The sequence below is a fragment of the Bacteroides sp. AM16-24 genome (genome assembly GCF_003471885.1).
In the GTDB taxonomy this organism is placed as follows: domain Bacteria; phylum Bacteroidota; class Bacteroidia; order Bacteroidales; family Bacteroidaceae; genus Bacteroides.
In genome coordinates this window covers 20,730-41,023 of sequence record NZ_QRKI01000024.1, presented here as the reverse complement: position 1 = coordinate 41,023, position 20,294 = coordinate 20,730, and the positions used below count along the sequence as shown (strand labels likewise).

16 protein-coding genes and 1 tRNA gene are annotated in these 20,294 nt (G+C 44.6%); 6 read left to right on the top strand and 11 right to left on the bottom strand.

Annotation, left to right across the window (positions count from 1 at the left end; translation table 11 throughout):
* Positions 1 to 12 precede the first annotated feature (12 nt).
* The 6 genes from DW182_RS20360 to DW182_RS20335 all read left to right on the top strand — a co-directional run bounded on the left by DW182_RS20360 (position 13) and on the right by DW182_RS20335 (position 5,503).
* Positions 13 to 657 (top strand): TatD family hydrolase, encoded by a 645-nt coding sequence (locus tag DW182_RS20360; RefSeq protein WP_118296633.1) that lies wholly within the window; start codon positions 13 to 15, stop codon positions 655 to 657.
* Between the two features lie 76 nt (positions 658 to 733).
* On the top strand, positions 734 to 2,026 hold the full coding sequence (gene tyrS, locus DW182_RS20355; protein WP_118296632.1) for a tyrosine--tRNA ligase: 1,293 nt from the start codon (positions 734 to 736) through the stop codon (positions 2,024 to 2,026).
* A gap of 103 nt (positions 2,027 to 2,129) precedes the next feature.
* Positions 2,130 to 2,203 (top strand) — tRNA-Gln (locus tag DW182_RS20350).
* A 238-nt stretch (positions 2,204 to 2,441) separates the two neighbouring features.
* A complete protein-coding gene (gene kduI, locus DW182_RS20345) occupies positions 2,442 to 3,284 on the top strand; it encodes a 5-dehydro-4-deoxy-D-glucuronate isomerase (RefSeq protein WP_007660981.1) in 843 nt (280 codons plus the stop codon).
* 71 nt (positions 3,285 to 3,355) lie between these two features.
* Positions 3,356 to 4,150: a gluconate 5-dehydrogenase gene (locus DW182_RS20340; protein WP_007211540.1), complete on the top strand. Its 795-nt coding sequence runs from the start codon at positions 3,356 to 3,358 to the stop codon at positions 4,148 to 4,150.
* Positions 4,151 to 4,258: 108 nt separating this feature from the next.
* Positions 4,259 to 5,503: a DUF4861 domain-containing protein gene (locus DW182_RS20335; RefSeq protein ID WP_118296631.1), complete on the top strand. Its 1,245-nt coding sequence runs from the start codon at positions 4,259 to 4,261 to the stop codon at positions 5,501 to 5,503.
* 80 nt (positions 5,504 to 5,583) lie between these two features.
* Here DW182_RS20335 and DW182_RS20330 read toward each other — a convergent pair whose 3' ends face one another.
* The 11 genes from DW182_RS20330 to DW182_RS20280 form a co-directional block, all read right to left on the bottom strand.
* Positions 5,584 to 6,198 (bottom strand): polysaccharide deacetylase family protein, encoded by a 615-nt coding sequence (locus tag DW182_RS20330; RefSeq protein ID WP_022393111.1) that lies wholly within the window; start codon positions 6,196 to 6,198, stop codon positions 5,584 to 5,586.
* Positions 6,199 to 6,292: 94 nt separating this feature from the next.
* On the bottom strand, positions 6,293 to 9,637 hold the full coding sequence (locus tag DW182_RS20325; protein ID WP_118296630.1) for a protein O-mannosyl-transferase family: 3,345 nt from the start codon (positions 9,635 to 9,637) through the stop codon (positions 6,293 to 6,295).
* 620 nt (positions 9,638 to 10,257) lie between these two features.
* On the bottom strand, positions 10,258 to 11,103 hold the full coding sequence (locus DW182_RS20320) for a metal ABC transporter ATP-binding protein (RefSeq protein ID WP_118296629.1): 846 nt from the start codon (positions 11,101 to 11,103) through the stop codon (positions 10,258 to 10,260).
* A 26-nt stretch (positions 11,104 to 11,129) separates the two neighbouring features.
* Positions 11,130 to 12,056, bottom strand: a complete 927-nt coding sequence (locus tag DW182_RS20315) for a metal ABC transporter solute-binding protein, Zn/Mn family (protein WP_118296647.1) — start codon at positions 12,054 to 12,056, stop codon at positions 11,130 to 11,132.
* Between the two features lie 44 nt (positions 12,057 to 12,100).
* Entirely contained in the window at positions 12,101 to 12,757 is a 657-nt protein-coding gene (mnmD, locus tag DW182_RS20310; protein ID WP_118296628.1) for a tRNA (5-methylaminomethyl-2-thiouridine)(34)-methyltransferase MnmD, read from the bottom strand.
* A 5-nt stretch (positions 12,758 to 12,762) separates the two neighbouring features.
* Entirely contained in the window at positions 12,763 to 13,236 is a 474-nt protein-coding gene (locus DW182_RS20305) for a YqaA family protein (RefSeq protein WP_007660966.1), read from the bottom strand.
* Entirely contained in the window at positions 13,221 to 14,219 is a 999-nt protein-coding gene (locus DW182_RS20300) for a hypothetical protein (protein ID WP_199678637.1), read from the bottom strand. Before DW182_RS20300 ends, DW182_RS20305 begins: the two co-directional genes overlap by 16 nt.
* Positions 14,220 to 14,281: 62 nt before the next feature.
* Positions 14,282 to 15,556, bottom strand: a complete 1,275-nt coding sequence (purD, locus tag DW182_RS20295) for a phosphoribosylamine--glycine ligase (RefSeq protein WP_118296626.1) — start codon at positions 15,554 to 15,556, stop codon at positions 14,282 to 14,284.
* A 37-nt stretch (positions 15,557 to 15,593) separates the two neighbouring features.
* Positions 15,594 to 17,819 carry a DPP IV N-terminal domain-containing protein gene (locus DW182_RS20290; RefSeq protein WP_118296646.1) on the bottom strand — a complete coding sequence of 742 codons (2,226 nt, stop codon included), beginning with the start codon at positions 17,817 to 17,819 and terminating at the stop codon, positions 15,594 to 15,596.
* A gap of 2 nt (positions 17,820 to 17,821) precedes the next feature.
* Entirely contained in the window at positions 17,822 to 18,397 is a 576-nt protein-coding gene (locus DW182_RS20285; RefSeq protein ID WP_044534307.1) for an ORF6N domain-containing protein, read from the bottom strand.
* Positions 18,398 to 18,578: 181 nt separating this feature from the next.
* Positions 18,579 to 20,075, bottom strand: a complete 1,497-nt coding sequence (locus DW182_RS20280) for a class I SAM-dependent RNA methyltransferase (RefSeq protein ID WP_117706166.1) — start codon at positions 20,073 to 20,075, stop codon at positions 18,579 to 18,581.
* Positions 20,076 to 20,294: the final 219 nt, after the last annotated feature.

Here is a 20,294-nt window from a genome sequence, read left to right as displayed (position 1 = left end):
TATCTTTGCTGTATGATAATCCCTGCCGATATACACACTCATCGCCAACCGGAAGTGCCTGGAGAAGCTATTGTGAATTGCTTTCCCGAAACATTTGTTCCGCAACAGGGAGGGTGGTATTCTGTAGGAATACATCCGTGGTATATAGCTTCTTCTACTGTATCTCTGGCTGATAAAAAGAGATGTTTGGAGGAGCTATTGTATCATCCTCAGGTTTTGGCTATAGGTGAAGTAGGACTGGATAAATTGGCTGATGCTTCTCTGCCTTTACAGGGGGAAGTTTTCGAATATCAGGCACGGCTGGCTGAAGAAACTGATAAGCCGCTGGTTATTCATCTGGTGAAGGCTGTAGATGAACTCTTAAAATTGAAACAGAAGATACGTCCGGTGGAACCGTGGATTATTCATGGGTTTCGCGGAAAAGCAGTGCTGGCAGAAGAATATCTCCGACACGGTTTTTTTCTTTCTTTCGGGGAAAAGTATCAGGAAGAAGCACTGCGAATCGTACCATCTGACAGGTTGTTCATAGAGACAGATGAGAGTATGGCTTCTATTGACGCGCTCTATGAGAGGGCGGCTATGATTCGTAAGGTTCCCTCTTGGGAACTTCGGGAAACGATTCGGAAGAATGTGGAGGGAATCTTTTTTAGGCGATAAGAGTTGTTTGTTCAGATAAAGAGTCGTACTTTTGCAATTACAAAGTATATCAAATATTTAAATAGTTAATCATTCGATGAATTTTGTAGAAGAATTGAAATGGCGTGGCATGCTCCACGATATGATGCCTGGTACGGAAGAACTTCTGGCTAAGGAACAAGTGACCGCATACATAGGTTTTGACCCTACAGCGGACTCATTGCACATTGGACACCTCTGCAGTGTAATGATACTGCGTCATTTCCAACGTTGCGGACATAAGCCAATGGCATTGATTGGTGGTGCTACGGGTATGATTGGTGACCCTTCCGGCAAGTCGGCAGAGCGCAATCTGCTCACAGAAGAGATTCTGCAACGCAACATGGATGGTATGAAGAAGCAGTTGAGCAAGTTCCTGGATTTTGAATCTGATGCTCCCAACCGTGCAGAACTGGTGAACAACTACGACTGGATGAAGAACTTCACATTCCTTGACTTTGCTCGCGAAGTAGGCAAGCATATCACCGTAAACTATATGATGGCGAAAGATTCTGTAAAGAAGCGCCTGAATGGTGAAGCTCGTGATGGTTTGTCTTTCACTGAGTTTACTTATCAGTTATTACAAGGTTATGACTTCCTGCATCTGTATGAAACCAAAGGTTGCAAACTGCAAATGGGCGGTTCCGATCAATGGGGTAACATTACAACAGGTGCCGAGTTAATTCGTCGTACAAACGGTGGTGAGGTATTTGCACTGACCAGTCCTCTGATTACGAAGGCTGACGGCGGTAAGTTCGGTAAGACTGAGTCCGGTAACATCTGGCTTGATCCTCGCTATACTTCTCCGTATAAATTCTATCAATTCTGGTTGAATGTGAGCGATGCTGATGCTGCACGTTACATTAAGATATTTACTTCTTTGAGCAAAGAAGAAATAGATGCTCTGATAGTAGAACATGAAGCTGCACCGCATCTGCGTATTCTTCAGAAGCGTCTGGCAAAAGAAGTGACTATTATGGTTCATTCTGAAGAAGATTATAATGCAGCAGTAGATGCATCCAATATATTATTCGGTAATGCAACTTCTGATGCTTTGAAGAAATTGGATGAAGATACTCTGTTGGCTGTATTCGAAGGTGTGCCTCAGTTCGAAGTGTCTAAGGATGCTGTGGCGGCTGGAGTGAAAGCAGTCGATCTGTTCACTGAGAACGCGGCTATCTTTGCTTCCAAAGGTGAGATGCGTAAACTGGTGCAGGGTGGTGGTGTTTCTCTTAACAAAGAGAAGCTGGAAGCCTTTGACCGAGTGATTACTTCTGCTGATCTTTTGGATGAAAAATATCTGCTTGTACAGCGCGGGAAGAAGAATTACTATCTGATTATTGCCAAATAAACGGTTAATTAATAACAGATATGAAAAAATGCCCCGAAATATTTGGATATTTCGGGGCATACTTCTATCTTTGCACCGCTTTTTAACAGAAAGCGCATAAGTTTGGACTATGGTGTAATGGTAGCACAACAGGTTTTGGTTCTGTTTGTCCAAGTTCGAATCTTGGTAGTCCAACCAAAGAAGGCCCTGAAAGAGAAATCTTTCGGGGCTTTTTATTTAGAATTACTCTGATGGCTCTCTCTATTGTATTATTTTCTGTTAAAGATTTCCTATTTTTATCCATTTGAACAATAATACTACATAATTGGGACAAAAACACAATGTTTTGACGTTTTCTTTTGCTACATTTGCATCGTGTACGTAAACGAAGTATGCCAATAACCGATTATTATAAACTTTAAAACGTAATAGGATTATGAAAACGAACTATGAAATTCGCTATGCAGCGCATCCCGAAGATGCAAAAAGTTACGATACCAAACGCATCCGTCGTGATTTCCTCATTGAGAAAGTATTTTCTGCTAACGAAGTAAATATGGTATATTCCATGTACGACCGTATGGTTGTGGGTGGTGCAATGCCGGTAGGCGAAGTGTTGAAGCTGGAAGCTATCGATCCGCTGAAAGCTCCGTTCTTCCTGACTCGTCGTGAAATGGGTATCTATAACGTAGGTGGTCCTGGTGTAGTAAAAGCCGGAGACGCTGTATTCGAATTGAATTATAAAGAAGCTCTTTATTTGGGCTCAGGTGACCGTGAAGTGACCTTTGAAAGCAAGGACGAAAAGAATCCTGCTAAATTCTATTTCAACTCACTGACTGCTCACCGTAACTATCCTGATAAGAAAGTGACGAAAGCTGATGCAGTAGTTGCTGAAATGGGTAGCTTGGAAGGTTCCAACCACCGTAATATTAATAAGATGTTGGTTAATCAGGTATTGCCGACCTGCCAGTTACAGATGGGTATGACAGAACTTGCTCCGGGTAGTGTATGGAATACAATGCCGGCACACGTTCATAGCCGTCGTATGGAAGCTTATTTCTATTTTGAAGTGCCCGAAGACCATGCAGTTTGCCATTTCATGGGTGAAGTTGATGAAACCCGCCATGTATGGATGAAGGGCGATCAGGCTGTATTGTCTCCTGAATGGTCTATTCACTCTGCTGCCGCTACTCACAACTATACCTTTATTTGGGGTATGGGCGGTGAAAACCTGGATTATGGAGATCAGGATTTCTCTTTGATTACCGACCTGAAGTAATATATTGAGTAAATCACGACTCTGAATCGTAAATTAGAAACAAATAACTATTAAACCTAAGTAAATAAATTATGGTAAACTTTTCATTAGAAGGCAAAGTAGCACTTGTAACCGGTGCTTCTTATGGAATTGGTTTCGCTTTGGCAACTGCTTACGCACAAGCCGGTGCCAAAATCGTGTTCAACGACATTAAACAAGAATTAGTAGACAAAGGTTTGGCTGCTTACAAAGCTGAAGGTATCGACGCTAAAGGTTATGTATGCGACGTAACGAATGAAGAGCAGGTGAATGCTATGGTTGCCCAGATTGAGAAAGAAGTGGGCGTGATTGATATTCTGGTAAACAACGCAGGTATCATCAAGCGTATTCCGATGCACGAAATGTCTGCTGCTGAATTCCGTCAGGTGATCGATGTAGACTTGAATGCTCCGTTTATCGTATCAAAAGCCGTTATTCCTTCTATGATAAAGAAAGGTCACGGCAAGATTATCAATATCTGCTCTATGATGAGTGAGTTGGGCCGTGAGACTGTATCTGCTTATGCTGCTGCTAAGGGTGGCTTGAAGATGCTGACTCGTAACATCGCTTCTGAGTACGGTGAATACAACATCCAGTGTAATGGTATTGGTCCGGGGTACATTGCTACTCCGCAGACTGCACCGCTTCGCGAACCGCAAGCTGATGGTTCTCGTCATCCGTTTGATGCATTTATCGTTGCTAAGACTCCGGCTGCACGTTGGGGTACTCCTGAAGATTTGATGGGTCCTGCCGTATTCCTGGCTTCCGACGCTTCTGACTTCGTAAACGGTCACGTACTCTACGTTGACGGTGGTATCCTGGCTTACATTGGCAAACAGCCTAAATAAGTATATGAATAGATAATGGGAAATGGATAATTGATGCTGTCAGTTATCCATTTTTCCCATTATCTATATCTTCATTATCCGTTTTCAATTATCAATTGATTAAGCAATATGAAAAAGTTATTCCTTTTACTGGCAACAGCATTTGTATGTTTTGCCTGCACCAACACTAAGGATGTGGTTACTGTAACGGTAAGTAATCCTTTAGCAATGGAGCGTTCCAATGAAATGGTTGAAGTGGCTATGAGTGATATCTCTAACCAACTGAAACTGGCTGACACAGCTCAGATTGTAGTTCTGAATGCTGACGGACAACAGGTCCCCTATCAGATTACTTACGATGAAAAAGTAATTTTTCCTGCAAGCGTAGCTGCGAATGGCACAGCTGTCTATACTATCCAGGCAGGTACACCTGAGAATTTCGCTGTAAAGGCTTGTGGTAGATATTATCCTGAACGTGTGGATGACGTAGCTTGGGAAAATGACTTGGTTGCTTTCCGTACCTATGGTCCTGCTTTGCAAAAGAGTGGTGAACGTGCCTTCGGTTATGATGTTTGGACAAAGTACAATACTACTGAACCAGTTGTAGAAGCTCGTTATGCAAGCGAATTGAACCCGGAGACCAAAGCTAAGATTGCTGAACTGAAGAAGACTGACCCGAAAGCTGCACAGGAATTGTATAAATCAGTTTCTTATCACGTAGATCATGGAAACGGCCTGGACTGTTATAAAGTAGGTCCTACACTGGGTGGTGGTACTGCTGCTCTGATGCCCGATGGTGAAATCGTATATCCTTATTGCTATGCAACACAGGATATTCTGGACAATGGTCCGTTGCGTTTCACTGTGAAGCTGGTATATAATCCGCTGAACATCAAGGGGGACTCTACAGTAGTTGAAACACGTGTTATTACGTTAGATGCAGGTTCCCATTTGAATAAAACAGTTGTGGTTTATGATAACCTGAAAGAAACGACTCCGGTAGTTGCTGGTATCGTATTGCACGAACCGGATGGTGCTGTAGTAGCTGATGCTGCTAACGGTTATATCACCTATGTAGATCCTACAGATAATGTGAATAACAACAACGGTAAGATTTTTGTAGGTGCTGCTTTCCCGGCTACTGTAAAAGAAGCTAAATCATTGCTTTTCCCTGAAAAGGAGAAGAATGAACTGCGTGGTGGTGCCGATGGTCATGTACTGGCTATCAGCGATTACGAGCCGGGTTCAGAATATGTTTACTACTGGGGTGCAGCTTGGGACAAGGCTGACATCAAGACTCCGGAAGCATGGAATGCATATATGGCAAATTATGCTCAGCAAGTACGCAATCCGTTGACGGTGGCAATTAAGTAATCGATACTGTATAGAATAAAAATGCCCTCTGAATATTTTCTATTCGGAGGGCATTTTTCTATATAACTATGTAATTAGGATTACAATAACTTAAACTCGTATCCTTCTTCTTCCAGAAAATCAAGTGCCCGTGGCAATGCATATTGCAGGTTTCCGTTATTCCAGGATTTTAATGAATCATGGAAAGTGATAATAGAGCCATTTCTTGCATATCTCATCACATTGGCAAGTACTTGCGGACCACGTAACTTCTTACTGTAATCACGGGTTACCAAATCCCACATTACGATTTTATAGCGTCTTTTTAATACGAAATATTGCCCCCAACGCATATGCCCGTGTGGTGGGCGGAAGAGGTCTGTTTTCATTAGTTCATTTGCTTTGTCTGTATTGGCAAGGTAATTATCAGACAAATACTCAAATCCGCGAATATGATTGAAAGTATGGTTGCCAATGCGGTGTCCTCGGTCTATTACCATCTGAAATACATCAGGATGCTTACGTATATTGTCTCCCACCATGAAGAAGGTGGCTTTAATATTGTGTTTATCCAATAATTCAAGTACCCAAGGGGTTACTTCGGGAATAGGGCCATCATCAAAAGTCAGGTAGACGGCTTTTTCGTTAGGGTCCATTCGCCAGATGGCACCGGGATATAACTTTCGGACAAACTCAGGAGGTTGTTCTATAAACACGATTGTTAGTAGTTAGGGATTTATATGATTAGTGATTAGCGATTAGCGGTGGGGGCTATAGTCGCTAATCACTAATCACTATCTGCTAATAACTTTATTTCATCCGGTCAACACACATTTGATATAGCTCGTTCAGCTTGCTGTCGTATACGGGAGCCAATTCTGAGTTATACTTTTGCATGAGCTTAACTTCTGTGCTGAGGATAGGCAATTGATAGTCAACAACTTCATGGCTGGACATTGCAAAGCGTTGGTCATCCAGGCTCAGATACCATGTGAGGTATTCCACAGCTTTATCGGCAAGTGCCTTCATGATGTTGTCGCCTTTCTCTATTTCACCCAACTGATAGTATGCTTCTGCCATTTGCATAGCACCGTTCTGCCAGTCATAAGGTACATTATAGGCAGGAATCATCTTCTCGGCGTACTCCAAGGCTGCTTTGGCCTTATCCGTCTTGCCTTCGCGTATCAACTGGCCAATGAGTTGCGAGAAGATACGGCGGTGAGAATAACACATACGCATAGCATTCTCATCAATATAGATACCTTCCTTGTCGATGCCACCGAATTTGAACTTGTTCATCAGGTTGTCGTACATCTTTTCGCTATCCAATTTGACACCTGTCTTTTCAGTGTCAAACGGAGTGAAGCGATAAGTCAGACCTTCCTGAACGAAGTGGTTGCCCATACCAAGGTGGTTTTCCGTACCTACGCTGACTGCCATGTAGATAGGACGTTCCCAATTGGCTTCCGCCAGCATTTCAAGCATCATTAGTTCGCTCTTATAGAGGGCGCGTTTACCTTTCAGTGAAATGTGCATATAGTCGGGGATACTGTCACCTGGTATCATCATACCGCTGCGGCGTACTGCTTCCTTGTCCACCTTCATCACGATGCTGTCTGTAGGAATCACCTTAAGGTCATCATTCTTGCTGCGTACCCAGTATTTCAGGATGTTCTGAAGTTCGTACGGATTTTCTCCGAATTCTTTCTTCACATTCACCAATGCTTCAGGATTACCGTTCAGTGCCTGCTTTTCAGCCTCAGCATAGAGGGCGTCGATGCTCTTTTTATAATCAGGCTGTACAGAGATGTATTCATTGGTTCCTTCTACATACTCCATACGGTCCCAAGTGATGGGCAGCGACGGGGAGTCGTAGGCAGGACGTTTCATCTGGTCGATGTACCAGTCCGTTTGCAAGTAGCTGAGGTTACAGGTACGTGCATCGGTACGGAAACCTTCTGTCTCCTGATTGTACCATAAGGGGAATGTATCGTTATCACCGTTAGTGAAGATAATCGGATTGCCGGTTTCTTGCAGAGACATCAGGTAGTTCTGACCAAAGTCACGTGCTAGGTAACGATCGCTGCGATCGTGGTCATCCCATGTCTGGCTTGCCATCTGTATGGGGACAAGCAGGCAGGCAACAGATACCAGTGTTGCGGCGGGAAGTTCTTTCATCTTGGCATAATGCTGCAACAGACGGACAATACCTGCCACACCCATACCTATCCAGATGGCAAAGGCATAGAACGACCCGGCATATGCATAATCACGTTCACGCGGCTGACTCGGTGTCTGGTTCAGGTAGAGCACAATGGCGATACCCGTCATAAAGAATAGGAAGAACACCACCCAGAATTGCTGGATGCCCTTTTGACCACGGTATGCCTGCCATAACAGACCAATGATACCGAGCAACAAAGGCAGACAGTAGAAGACGTTGTGTCCCTTATTGTTTTGCAACTCCTGTGGCAACAGGCTTTGATCGCCTACCAGGAAGTTATCGATGAACGGAATACCTGTGATCCAGTTACCGTGTTCTATTTCTCCACTACCCTGCAGATCGTTCTGGCGTCCGGCAAAGTTCCACATGAAATAGCGCCAGTACATCCAGTTGAGCTGATAGGTGAAGAAGAACTTGATATTTTCCCACTGTGTGGGCATATTCACCATCACCATTTGTCCGCATTGGTCGTAAGGAATGTCATTACCTTTTATGTCTACCCAAGCTTGATATTCCCTGGCGTGCTGACTGCTGTACATGCGCGGGAAAAGCATGTTCTGGGCATATTCGTATTCAATACGTCCGGGAATTTCGATATAGCTATCCTTTTCATCGGGCGTAGCTTTTTCTTTGCGGATAAATTTGGTACCACTATATGAAACGCGCGGTTCGCAATAACCGTCTTTCACATCAAGGGCAACTTTAGAAGAGAATGCTTGTCCGTAGAACAGCGGACGGGTTCCGTATTGTTCACGTCCCAGATACTCACCCAGCGTGAAGATATCCTCAGGTGAGTTTTGGTCCATCGGTGTATTGGCTGTAGAGCGGATCACGATGATGGCGTAAGAAGAATATCCGATGACGATCATCATTGTACAAAGCAATGATGTGTTCAGCGTACGTGCGGAAATGCGGTATTTCTCTTTCATGCTTGCCTGCATCTTCGGGCTGAGATAGAAGAACAGGAAAGCGATAACTATAATGCCTATTACTACAGCACTTGTTCCGTGCCCGTAGAATGGGATACCCAACAGGGCGATAGTCAGCACGAAGGAGATGGCCATGCGCATCTTGTTTTTCTCCGTGTAGCTTTCGTATATACCCCAGATAATGGAACCTGCCAGCACAATGATATAAACCATTACACCGCTGTTGAAGGACATTCCTAATGTATTTACGAAGAACAGTTCGAACCAGCCGCCTACTTTTACAATACCCGGTACCATACCATAGAGTACGACAGCCACTAAAATGCCGGAAGCAAGCAATGCCAGCAATGAGCCTTTGGCATTTGCGTTTGGCACTTTTTTGTAGTAGTAAACCAGTACGATGGCGGGTAAACAAAGCAAGTTCAGCAAGTGTACACCAATACTCAATCCGGTCAGATATGCGATCAAGATAAGCCAACGGTCGCTGTGCGGTTCGTTAGCCACATCTTCCCATTTCAGTATCAGCCAGAATACAACGGCTGTGAAGAGAGAAGAGAATGCATAAACTTCACCTTCAACGGCACTGAACCAGAAAGTATCACTGAATGTATATGCCAGTGCACCTACCAGGCCGCTACCCATGATGGTAATCAACTGTCCTTTAGTAATATTATTTTCATCTGTAGCCACAAGTTTGCGTACCAGATGCGTGATGCTCCAGAACAGGAACAGAATACAAGCGCCACTCATCAGTGCACTCATATAATTCACCATTTTAGCAACGGTGCTCGGATCTGAAGCAAATTGTGAAAAGAGGTTGGCTACCAGCATGAAGAAAGGTGCTCCGGGTGGGTGTCCTACTTCCAGTTTGTAGCCGGTAGTGATAAACTCCGGGCAGTCCCAAAAGCTTGCAGTCGGTTCTATAGTCATGCAGTAGACCGTGGCTGCAATGATGAAAGTAATCCAACCTACGAGGTTGTTTATGGTTCTGTACTGTTTCATTCGGAAATAATTCGTTATGTTTTTAAGTTATATCTCTGTATTTTAGCGTATACGGGCGCAAATATAGTGATTTAACTGCTAAAACTGTGGAAGTAATGCATATTTATTAGGATAGGTTAAAAGATATACATTGATTTTTGGTAGATAAAAGTTTCATGAAAATTCAGTTTACCCCAAATGGTAACTTTGTTCACTCCACACGGTAACTCCATTTACATACCGCGGTAAAGACCGTTACATGCCGCGGTAAAGGTCGTTACAATAAGGAGTAAAAGCCGTTACATACGGCGGTAAATGCTTTTACATTTTACAATAAACAGTCGGTAAATGCTATTTGTTGATTATCAGTAAATTAATAAAAAACTATCAGCGATCTTTAGTTCATTTCTGTGCGGATAGGAATGAAATGATGATTTATCAGTTCGCTTTTGATAGTACCGCTTAATCATTTGCTCCATTTCTTATCCATAATGAGCATAATTCAAGGCTTGATTCCAAAGATAAATATACAAATTATACATTCATGTATAATACATCTATGTATAACTTTGTTTGAAATATGTGCAAAACACTACTTTTTGTACCTGTTCTGGTAATGATTTGTATCCTTCCCTGCTTTTTCAATGTTTGCAGTTACAACATCCACATTCATCTCCGTGCTTATGTTCCGCCAATATGCGATGCGGCAGAGCTCCATGTCCCAGCAGTTCTATCGGGCAATTGAAGTTCCGTTCCAGCCATTCTTCGCTTATACCCGTATCGGGATGGTAATCTAGCGTCTCATTCACGCAGGCGATGGATTTCACCTGTTGCAGCACTGTGCCGATGTCATGGCTGACAAGAATGATAGCGCAATCATGGTTAATCTCAGCCAGCAATTCGTAAAGCCGGGCTTCGAAGCGCTTGTCTATATACGTACTGGGCTCGTCGAGGACAACAAGTGCAGGATCGGAAATGATGGCACGTCCTAGTAGGGCACGTTGTAATTGTCCGCCACTCAATGCACCGATAGCACGTTTTTCCAGACCTTCCAATCCCATGCGGGCAATCACTTGCCGGGCTTTTTCCCGATGCGTCGCAGTGAAGCGTGAAATCAGTGACTTTTGTGAACTGAGTCCTGAAAGAATCACTTCTTCCACTGTTATAGGAAATTTACGGTCAATGCTATTGTATTGAGGCAAATACCCCATTTTTAGAACGGAGCGATTGGCTGTCAGTGCCGGGCGTTGCGCTGCGCTTCCCTGCTTGTCACTTGTCACGAATCGCTTATCACTATATAAAATTTCTCCTGCTGTAGGTTTCAGCAGGCCGAGAATACACTTGATGAGCGTTGTTTTTCCACCACCGTTGGGGCCGATGATACCCAGAAAATCCCGGTCGTAAACGGTGAGGTTTACATTACGCAGCACTGTACGGCTATCATAACCGGCGCTGAGATTTTTTATTTCGATAAGTGGCGTATTCATTTCTTTACTCTATTTACAGTCTCCGATTACTTCTTAACGACCAGTTCTCTGGCAATGTTCAACATCTCTTCTTCCCAATCGTAAGAAAGCGGATTGATAGGAACTACCTTCGTACCTGTTTGTTTTGCTATGATTTCTGCATTGCGACGGTCGAATTCGGGTTGTACGAAGATGACGCGTACCTTCTCCTCCTTGCAGGTGTCTATCAGGTTTTTGAGATGGGAGGGAGAGGGCTCTTTTCCATCTTCTTCAATAGAAATCTGATGTAAACCGTAGTCGCGCGCAAAGTAGGACAATGCCGGATGATAAATCATAAAGGCACGGTCCGCATTGGGGGCAGAGAGCATGTGGCAGATAAGGCTGTCGGTATGTTCTATTTGATTGCAGAGGTTTTTATAACGCTCCATGTAGGTTTCTTCATTATTCTTGTCGATGGTACACAGGGCATTTACAATGTTTCCGGCAATAATTTGCGCATTGTAAGCGGAACTCCAGATATGTGGCTCTACGCCGAGAATGTGGTGTTCATCTTTCTGGATAGAATCGTGGGCATGCGCTTTGTCGTCGCCGTGATGGTGGTGGACGTGAGAGGAATCAAAAATCAAATCGATACCGCGGGAAGTGTCGAAGAACTGCAAATGTGGCGCATTATCTGTCAGCTTATCCATCCAGGTTTGTTCAAAACCGATATAGCCGATGCGGAAGTAAGCTTTACTCTTGGCAAGATCGACAAGTTGCTGCGGAGTAGGGTCATACGTTTCCGGACTGCTACCTTTGGGTACCATGCTGACAACGTTGAAGTTATCTCCTGCGATGGCTTCGGTGAAGTAGCGTAACGGTTCGATGGTAACAGTGATGACAGGTTTATCGTCTTCATTCTTATTTTGAACGCTGTTATTCTTGCAAGACATGGCAAGCAAAGCAGCGAGGATGTACAGGAATGTTCGTTTCATTTCTTTCTTTATTATATTTATGGTTTCCAATATTTCGTTATAACTTAGTTGTTTGTTCCCTTGGTTGCTCTCAGTATTTCCCGTTTTCCGCCCGGAGGCCCCGGAAGACGCTCCACAAGAAAACCGACAGCTTGCAACATACGGCGGATAACACCTTTGGCGCAATACGTCGTTAATATGCCCCCTGCATTCATAGATACGTAAAGTGAGTGAAATAGCTGCTCGTTCCACATTTCAGGTTGCTTTTCGGGGGCGAAGGCATCGAAATAAACGAGATCGGGATTTAATGATAAGGTACTCACTGTATTTGCATCTGCCTGTATTTTTCGCAGAGTGAAGTACGGGGATATCTTCACATTTTCTTCCCATGGTGCAGTATGTAACTGCTTAAACAACGGGTTGTCGCTATATCCCAATGCGTCGACTTCTTTCCAGGCAAGAGGATAAAGTTCAATGCCGGTATAGTGTACGAGACGCTTTTCTTGTTCGGCAGTCTCCAATGTAAGCAGGGCATTCAGCCCGGTACCGAAACCTATTTCCAGAACATGCGGCTGGGGCGCAGCCGAAGCTTTCAGCCCCATATCTATAAAGATGTGTTGCGATTCTGTACGTGCTCCTTTTACCGAATGGTAATGTTCATTCAGTTCCGGTACAAACAGCGTTGCACTTCCATCTTCCGTATGTTCTATGATTCGTTTCATAACTCTTAAAACATTGATATTACTCCTTGCAATGCCAACAGCATCAAGATGTATCGCACCAGCTTTCCGGCAAACATGGATGAGGTAGTCAGCCATACATTGCTGCGCATGAAACCCAGCGCAATGGCTATTGCCTCGCCCACAAAAGGCAGGAATGCAAAGAAAGCCATCAGAGCACCTTTTCCTTGCAGGAAAGCTTGCATCTTGTCTACTTTCTCCTTTTTTACTTTAAAATATTTCTCTATCCAGTCTATCTTACCTAAACGCCCCATGTAGTAGCACGTCATACCGCCTATTGTGTTCCCCAATGTAGCAGAGAGGACACACATGGCAGGATTCAGCCCCACTTTCACCAATGCTATCATTACCAGCTCTGAACTGAACGGAATGATGCTTCCCGCCAGTAAAGCGGAGATGAAAAGGCCGAAATAGCCCCAGTCTATCAGGAGTTGAACCAGTGAATCTACAAAAGCGTCCATATATTAAATCCGAATAAAAGTACAAGCCCTGCGAGGGCACAAATGAAAAACACATTGGAAGCCCGACTGTTCGTCAGCACCACGAAATGTCCTGTCAAGATACTGACACTTATCAGCAGCAGAGGCAGGAGATGAACCGTCAAAACCGGTTGCAACAGGATATAGGCAAAGATGCAGAAGCTCAGAAAAATAAGAAAATGCAGATAACTGCGGGTACGTATCTTATCTTCGTAACCTGCCACCAGGCAGTGGATGGAACTGACTAGGTATAATACGAACAGATAGCCCAATGTAGCTATTTCCCACAAGGGGAAGTCCCAGAGATTAATAGGGTGGAATGTTGCCAGTTCGATGAAAGGCTGGTAAAATAAGCCCATTTCATCGTAGAAGTAAGCATGTCCCAATAGAAACCAGTAGGGTAAAGCCCAACCGACCAGACTGCCGAAAAAGCTCTTTGGAGTGAGTGCCTGAAAACTGTGTGCACCTATCCAGTAGAGGGGAATAAACAGTGTCAGTTGTGGGAAGAACAGACTACCCAACCCGATAAAGAGGAACGAATAGAACATGGTGCCTGCCGGACGGGGATGTTGGTAGCCCTTGAACAGGAAGAACAGGGATATAAGAAATGCTATCGAGGCAAAGTCCCCGGCATAAACTGGATGCAGGGCCGGACAAACGGATATAAACAGGAAATAAATGGCCGTTTGTACGGATGCCCGCATACGGATGATGGCAAAAGTATTGTTTAGTTCTATCAGGAAGTAACCGACGATGCCATAGAAGATGAAACTTAAAGGTGTACTTGCCCATGCCGGAATATATCCATCTATGATAGTATCCCACAGGAGATAACTACTTTTTATTACCGGAACTTCAGGCAATAGAATAGAGGTCAGTATCCAGCAGAATAGTGACAAGAGGATGGCAACGGGCAGTGTGAAACGTCCCGCTGTGATCCGGTTCTGTAGTCGTTTACTTCGTATCATAATATTAATTGTGGTAAGGTGATAGGGTGATAAAGTGATAATATCACCCTATCACTCTTTTAAAGGTCGAAGCCGATATCACGGCGGAAATACTTCTTGTCGAATTGAATCATTTCCGCAACTTTATAACTCTTGGCAAGGGCTTCTTCTTTGGTTTCACCATACGAACATACGGCAATTACGCGTCCGCCGTTTGTTACCACTTGGCCGTTTTTCATTGCTGTTCCGGCATGGAAGAGGATGCTGTCTGTAACGGTAGCTTCTTCAAATCCGGTCATTACTTTACCTTTCTCGTAAGCTTCGGGATATCCGCCGCTGACGAGCATGACGCAAGCAGCCGTACGCGGATCCATTGTCAATGTCTTTGTATCGAGGTTCACGTCGCGTACACCTTCCAGAAGTTCCACGAAGTCGCTCTGTACACGTAGCATGACGCTTTCTGTTTCGGGGTCTCCCATGCGGACATTATATTCTATGACCATCGGTTCGCCTTTCACACGGATCAGTCCGAGGAAGATGAAACCTTTATAAAGGATGTCTTCTTCTTGCAGTCCGCGGATGGTGGGCTCAATGATACGGGTACGCACTTTTTCCATAAATACCTCGTCGACAAAAGGAACGGGAGTCACGCTTCCCATACCACCGGTATTCAGACCTTTGTCACCTTCGCCGATGCGTTTGTAATCTTTGGCAACGGGCAACACTTTATAGTTTTTGCTGTCTGTCAGCACAAATACGGAGCACTCGATGCCGCTGAGGAATTCTTCGATAACTACCGTGGCACTGGCCTGACCGAACATACCACCAAGCATTTCTTTCAGTTCCTTTTTGGCTTCTTCGAGTGTAGGAAGGATCAGTACGCCTTTTCCTGCGCAAAGACCGTCGGCTTTCAGCACATAGGGTGCTTCAAGGGTTTCAAGGAAAGCGAGTCCTTCTTCCAGATTTTCGGCATTGATGCTTTTGTAGCGGGCGGTGGGGATGCCATGACGTTCCATGAAACCCTTGGCAAACTCCTTGCTGCCTTCCAATTGGGCACCCTTGGCAGTAGGGCCAATGATGGCGATATGTTGTGTGGCGGCGTCTCCGGTAAAGCTGTCGTAGATACCTTCTACCAACGGATCTTCGGGGCCTACCACGATCATGTCTACTTTTTCTTTCAGGGCGAAAGCTTTCAGGGCAGGGAAGTCGGTAGCTTTGATAGCTACATTCTCGCCTACTGCACTGGTACCGGCATTACCGGGGGCGATAAAAAGTTTCTCTACTTTCGGGCTTTGGGCTATTTTCCATGCCAGAGCGTGCTCGCGGCCGCCACTTCCTAATAATAATATCTTCATCTTTATATTTCGTTTAATTTATTGCTTCTATTTTATTTTATAAATTGTCTTCAAAATATCTTGTTATCTTCTCATGCAGATGTACTCGGTCACGTCCTATGACATTGTGCTTATGCGTGGGATAAATGAATAAATCGGGATACGTGCGTGCATCCACACAGGCTTTTATGAACGAAAGTGTGTGTTGTGGCACACAGGTATCGTCATGGTCATCGTGAATCAGTAATAGATGTCCTTTCAGGTTGCCTGCCAGATTCTTCAGGTTGCATTGTTCATAACCTTCCGGATTGCTTTGCGGCGTATCCATGTAGCGTTCTCCGTACATAATTTCATAATATCCCCAGTCAATAACCGGCCCGCCTGCAACACCTACTTTGAATATCTCCGGATAGCGGAGCATCAGGGCTGTAGTCATGTGTCCGCCAAAGCTCCATCCGTGTACACCGATGCGGTTACCGTCTACGTAAGGCAGGCTTTTCAGGAATTCCACACCTTTCACCTGGTCTTTTCCTTCTTCGATGCCGAGATGGCGGAAGGTGACATTTTCAAATTCAAGACCACGGTTATCGCTTCCGCGATTATCAAGGGTGAACATGATATAACCTTTGTTTGCCATGTAGATGTCCCAGCCGCGTGCACCGTTTTGCCAGCCACCGGTGACCATCTGTGCGTGCGGACCGCCATATACATAGATGATGGTGGGGTATTTCTTTGCCGGGTCGAAGTCTGCGGGTTTCACAAGGCGGTAGTAGAGGTCGGTCACGCCGTCGGCCGCCTTGATGGTACCGGTTTCTATATTTGGCATAGTGAAGCCCTTGAACGGATCTTCTGCTGTAAGCAGTGTATATTCCCGATGTTTTTTCGGGTTGGCAGACATTATCTTTATGCTACGGGGGCAAGTGGGCGAAGAAGATTTGTCAATGAGATACGTACCCATAAAGCCGGATAGCTGTGCCGAATGAATTCCTTCAGAGTTTCCTAAAAGGCTTCGTTTACAGTCCTTCAGACTGACAGAGTAAATATTGCTTTGTAGAGGAGAAGTTTCGGTACTCTGAATAATGACGTGCTGCGTCTGCCGGTTGAATCCTAATACTTGTTGTACCAACCATTCGCCTTGGGTCAGTTGCTTCAGCAATTCTCCTTTTACATTGTATAGATAGAGATGATTGAATCCGTCACGCTGGCTTTGGTAGATAAACTTGTTGTTGTCCCATGGCAGGAATACGATGGGGTGTTGAGGTTCTACGTATTTGGGATGCGTTTCCTCAAAGAGAGTAGCCATTAATTCACCGGTCTCGGTGTTGTATTGGCATAGTTTGGCATGATTCTGGTCGCGGTTCAATTCGATAAGATAGATGCTTTTGGCATCCGGAGCCCAACTGATATTGGTGAAATAACGGTCTGTGGGATCACCTGTGTTCAGATAGACCGTTTTCTGTGTTTCGGTGTTATAGATGCCTACCGTTACTTTATGGCTTGTCATGCCTGCCATAGGGTAACGTACATTATTCAGTTCACCTATGCGTGCTGTGATGTCTACCAATGGATATTGTGTTACCATGCTCTCATCCATCCGGTAGAAAGCGAGCAGGTTTCCCTGGGGACTCCAATAGGTACCTTTGTTGATACCAAATTCATTGCGGTGTACGCTTTGGCCGCATACGATACCTTCAGCTTCGGTGGTTACCTGACGAGTTTGTCCGTCATTGGTCATTACGTAGAGATTGTTGTTGAGTGTATAGGCCAAGTGGCGGCTCACTTCGTTCCAATCTTCATTGGCAGCTTGGGCGGGACACGGTTGGTTCCAAATTAACTCTTTCTTTTTCCAGTCGATAAGTACGCGGTATTTACCGGTGTTCAGCAAAAGGAGTGGGTCTACTTGGAGCAGAATTCCAATAACAGCACTGTGGGGAGTATTGATGGTCTTTGCGGAGTAGAAGTTACGCAACTTTCCTAACTCTTTTTCTGCCAATAGCTTATTGGCCTCTTTCAGGGTAATGACTGTGAAATTTTCTCCTGCTTTTGCTCCTACTCCATTTACTGCCCAAATGCCTTTTATACTGTCGATACCCAATTCTAAGCATGCGGCATCACCATACCACTGATACCATTTGTTTTCAGCAATGCGATACGTTTCTCCGCCAGGAAGTAAATCTTCCAGCGTTGGTTTCTTTAAATCTTGTGCCATAACGTTTGTTGCAAAGAGAGTGGGTAACGCCAATAGCGCTATTCCCATCCATTTACAGATTATCTTCATGTTCATAGTCATTTATTGTCATTCTCTTTTCTGAATCCTTTTATTTCTATTCTGCCCATCGGAGTGCTTTTCACTTGTATTGCAGCACTCAGCTTTGCGAAGGCGGAGAAGAGCTCGTCGAATTGTTTCTCGTAACTGTCTCTGTCGGAGGTGACGTCTTCTTCCAGGTATTCAATGCGTTCTCTTAGTTCGTCAAGTTCTTTCTTTGGGGCGTGGGAGAGAAGATATTGTCGCATACGGACGAAGGCGCGCATGATGTTGATGTTGACTTCGATGGCTTTGGGACTCCGGAGGATGCCGGAAAGCATGGCGACGCCTTGTTCGGTGAAGGCGAAAGGGGAGTAGCGGGTACCGCCTTTGTTTGAGGTTGCAATTTGCAACCTCAAACTGGAAATCAGACAGTTAACTTCTTCGTTTGATAATTGGAACATAAAATCTTCAGGAAATCGCTCTGCATTTCTTCTTACCATTTGTTTGAGGTATTTTGTTTCTACCTCATACATCTCCGCCAAATCAAAGTCCAGCATCACCTTCTGACCTCTGATTTCGTATATCTTATTCTCTATAATAATTAGATCATCCATTTATGCCTTGTCCTTTTAAGGTCGCAAATTGCGACCTTATATTGTCTACCAATAAGTTATCTTCTACTTCCCTGACTTGAACTCCCAATTTGGAATATCAAGTTGATACTTGTAACTTATCTCTTTTATGTTTTGTCAGTTTGAGGTCACAAATTGTGACCTCAAACTGTTTATCAGCAACTTACTCCCCGTCTTCCCTCTTTCTCGGCTTAAACTCCCTTTTCGGCTTAAACTCTCCGCTTCCTCCCGGACGGCGTTCCCTGTCGAACGGTTTCCGTTCCCGGTCTCCATCCTTGCGGAACTCCCTCGGCTTGAACTCACCTCTCGGCCTATCTTCTTTTGAACCAAACTCACGGGGTTTGCTGTCTCTTGGTCTGAACTCCCTCGGTCTGTCGTCTCTGGATTTGAATTCGCCCGGTTTACGAGATTCTCTTGGTTTGAAATCCCGTCCTTCTCCCCTCGGTTTGAATTCTCTCGGTTCTCTAGACTTGAAGCCGGATTCTTCGTTTTCGCCTTCGCCCTCACCTTCCTGCTTCTTGAACTCCTTATACTTTCCGTCGAAAATCTCGTATTTACGGAATTCACATTCCAGTGCACCGTTGAACAAAGGTATCTTGGCGGTCGGTTTCAGTCCTATCTGGTCGAAGCACTCTTCACGGTAAGAAAGCACCCATGCCGTGTTTCCGATGAAAGCATGTTTCAGGCGTTCGCCTATCATCTGATACAATCCCAGCAGGTTGTTGGTAGAGATACGTTCTCCATAAGGCGGGTTGGTGATGATCATTGATTTCTCCGCGGGTTGCTCAAATTGCTGGAACGGCTGTAACTTCAAGACAATATCTTTCGATACACCTGCCGCTTTCACATTGTGTGTAGCTATTTCATTAGCTTGCGGGTTATTGTCGTAGCCATATATCTTATGCGTAAATTCGCGTTCTTGACTATCGTCATTGTAAATCATGTCGAACAAATCCTGATCGAAGTCATTCCACTTCTCAAAAGCGAATTCCTTGCGGAACACTCCCGGAGCAATGTTGCGTGCAATCAGTGCCGCTTCAATGGGAATTGTACCCGAACCACACATCGGGTCTATTAAGTCACATTCCCCTTTCCATCCTGTCATCAATATCATTCCGGCAGCCAGTACCTCGTTTAGCGGAGCTTCTACCGCTTCCTGGCGATACCCGCGGCGGTGCAGTGACTCGCCCGATGAGTCGAGAGAGAGCGTACAAGTGGTCTGTGCAATGTGTATATTCAGCAATACATCCGGTTTGTTGATGCGTACGGACGGGCGTTTGTTAAACTTATCACGGAAATAGTCCACAATGGCATCTTTTACTTTGTAAGAAACGAACTTGGAATGGCGGAACTCTTCGCTGAATACAACGGCATCTACGGCAAAGGTTTTTTCTACATTCAGGATCTCTTCCCAGCAGATAGCTTTGATTTGGTCATACACTTCATCGGCGTTCTTGGCAGTGAAGCTTTTGATTGGTTTTAGAATACGTATTGCTGTACGCAGGCAGAAGTTTGCTTTGTACATCATTTCCTTGTCTCCACTGAAAGACACCATGCGTCGGCCTATTTCTATGTCGTTTGCTCCTAATGCAGTCAGTTCTTGTGCCAGTACTTCTTCCAGTCCTTGGAAGGTTTTGGCAATCATTTGAAAGGATTCCATTTATTTGTTTTTGATTTTACGATTTACAATTTGATGGCTGAAGTTGTTGCAACTTCTTCTATCTTGTTGTTTTTCTTTATAATTATATATTCAATTTCTCTCTCTTCTGAAACACTTGTACTTTCCGTATGCAACACTTGTGTGGCTTTTCTGAAATACTTGTGTCGTTCTGCCGGAACACTTGTGTCCTGCAAACGGGTTGCTTTGACCTGCGCGGCG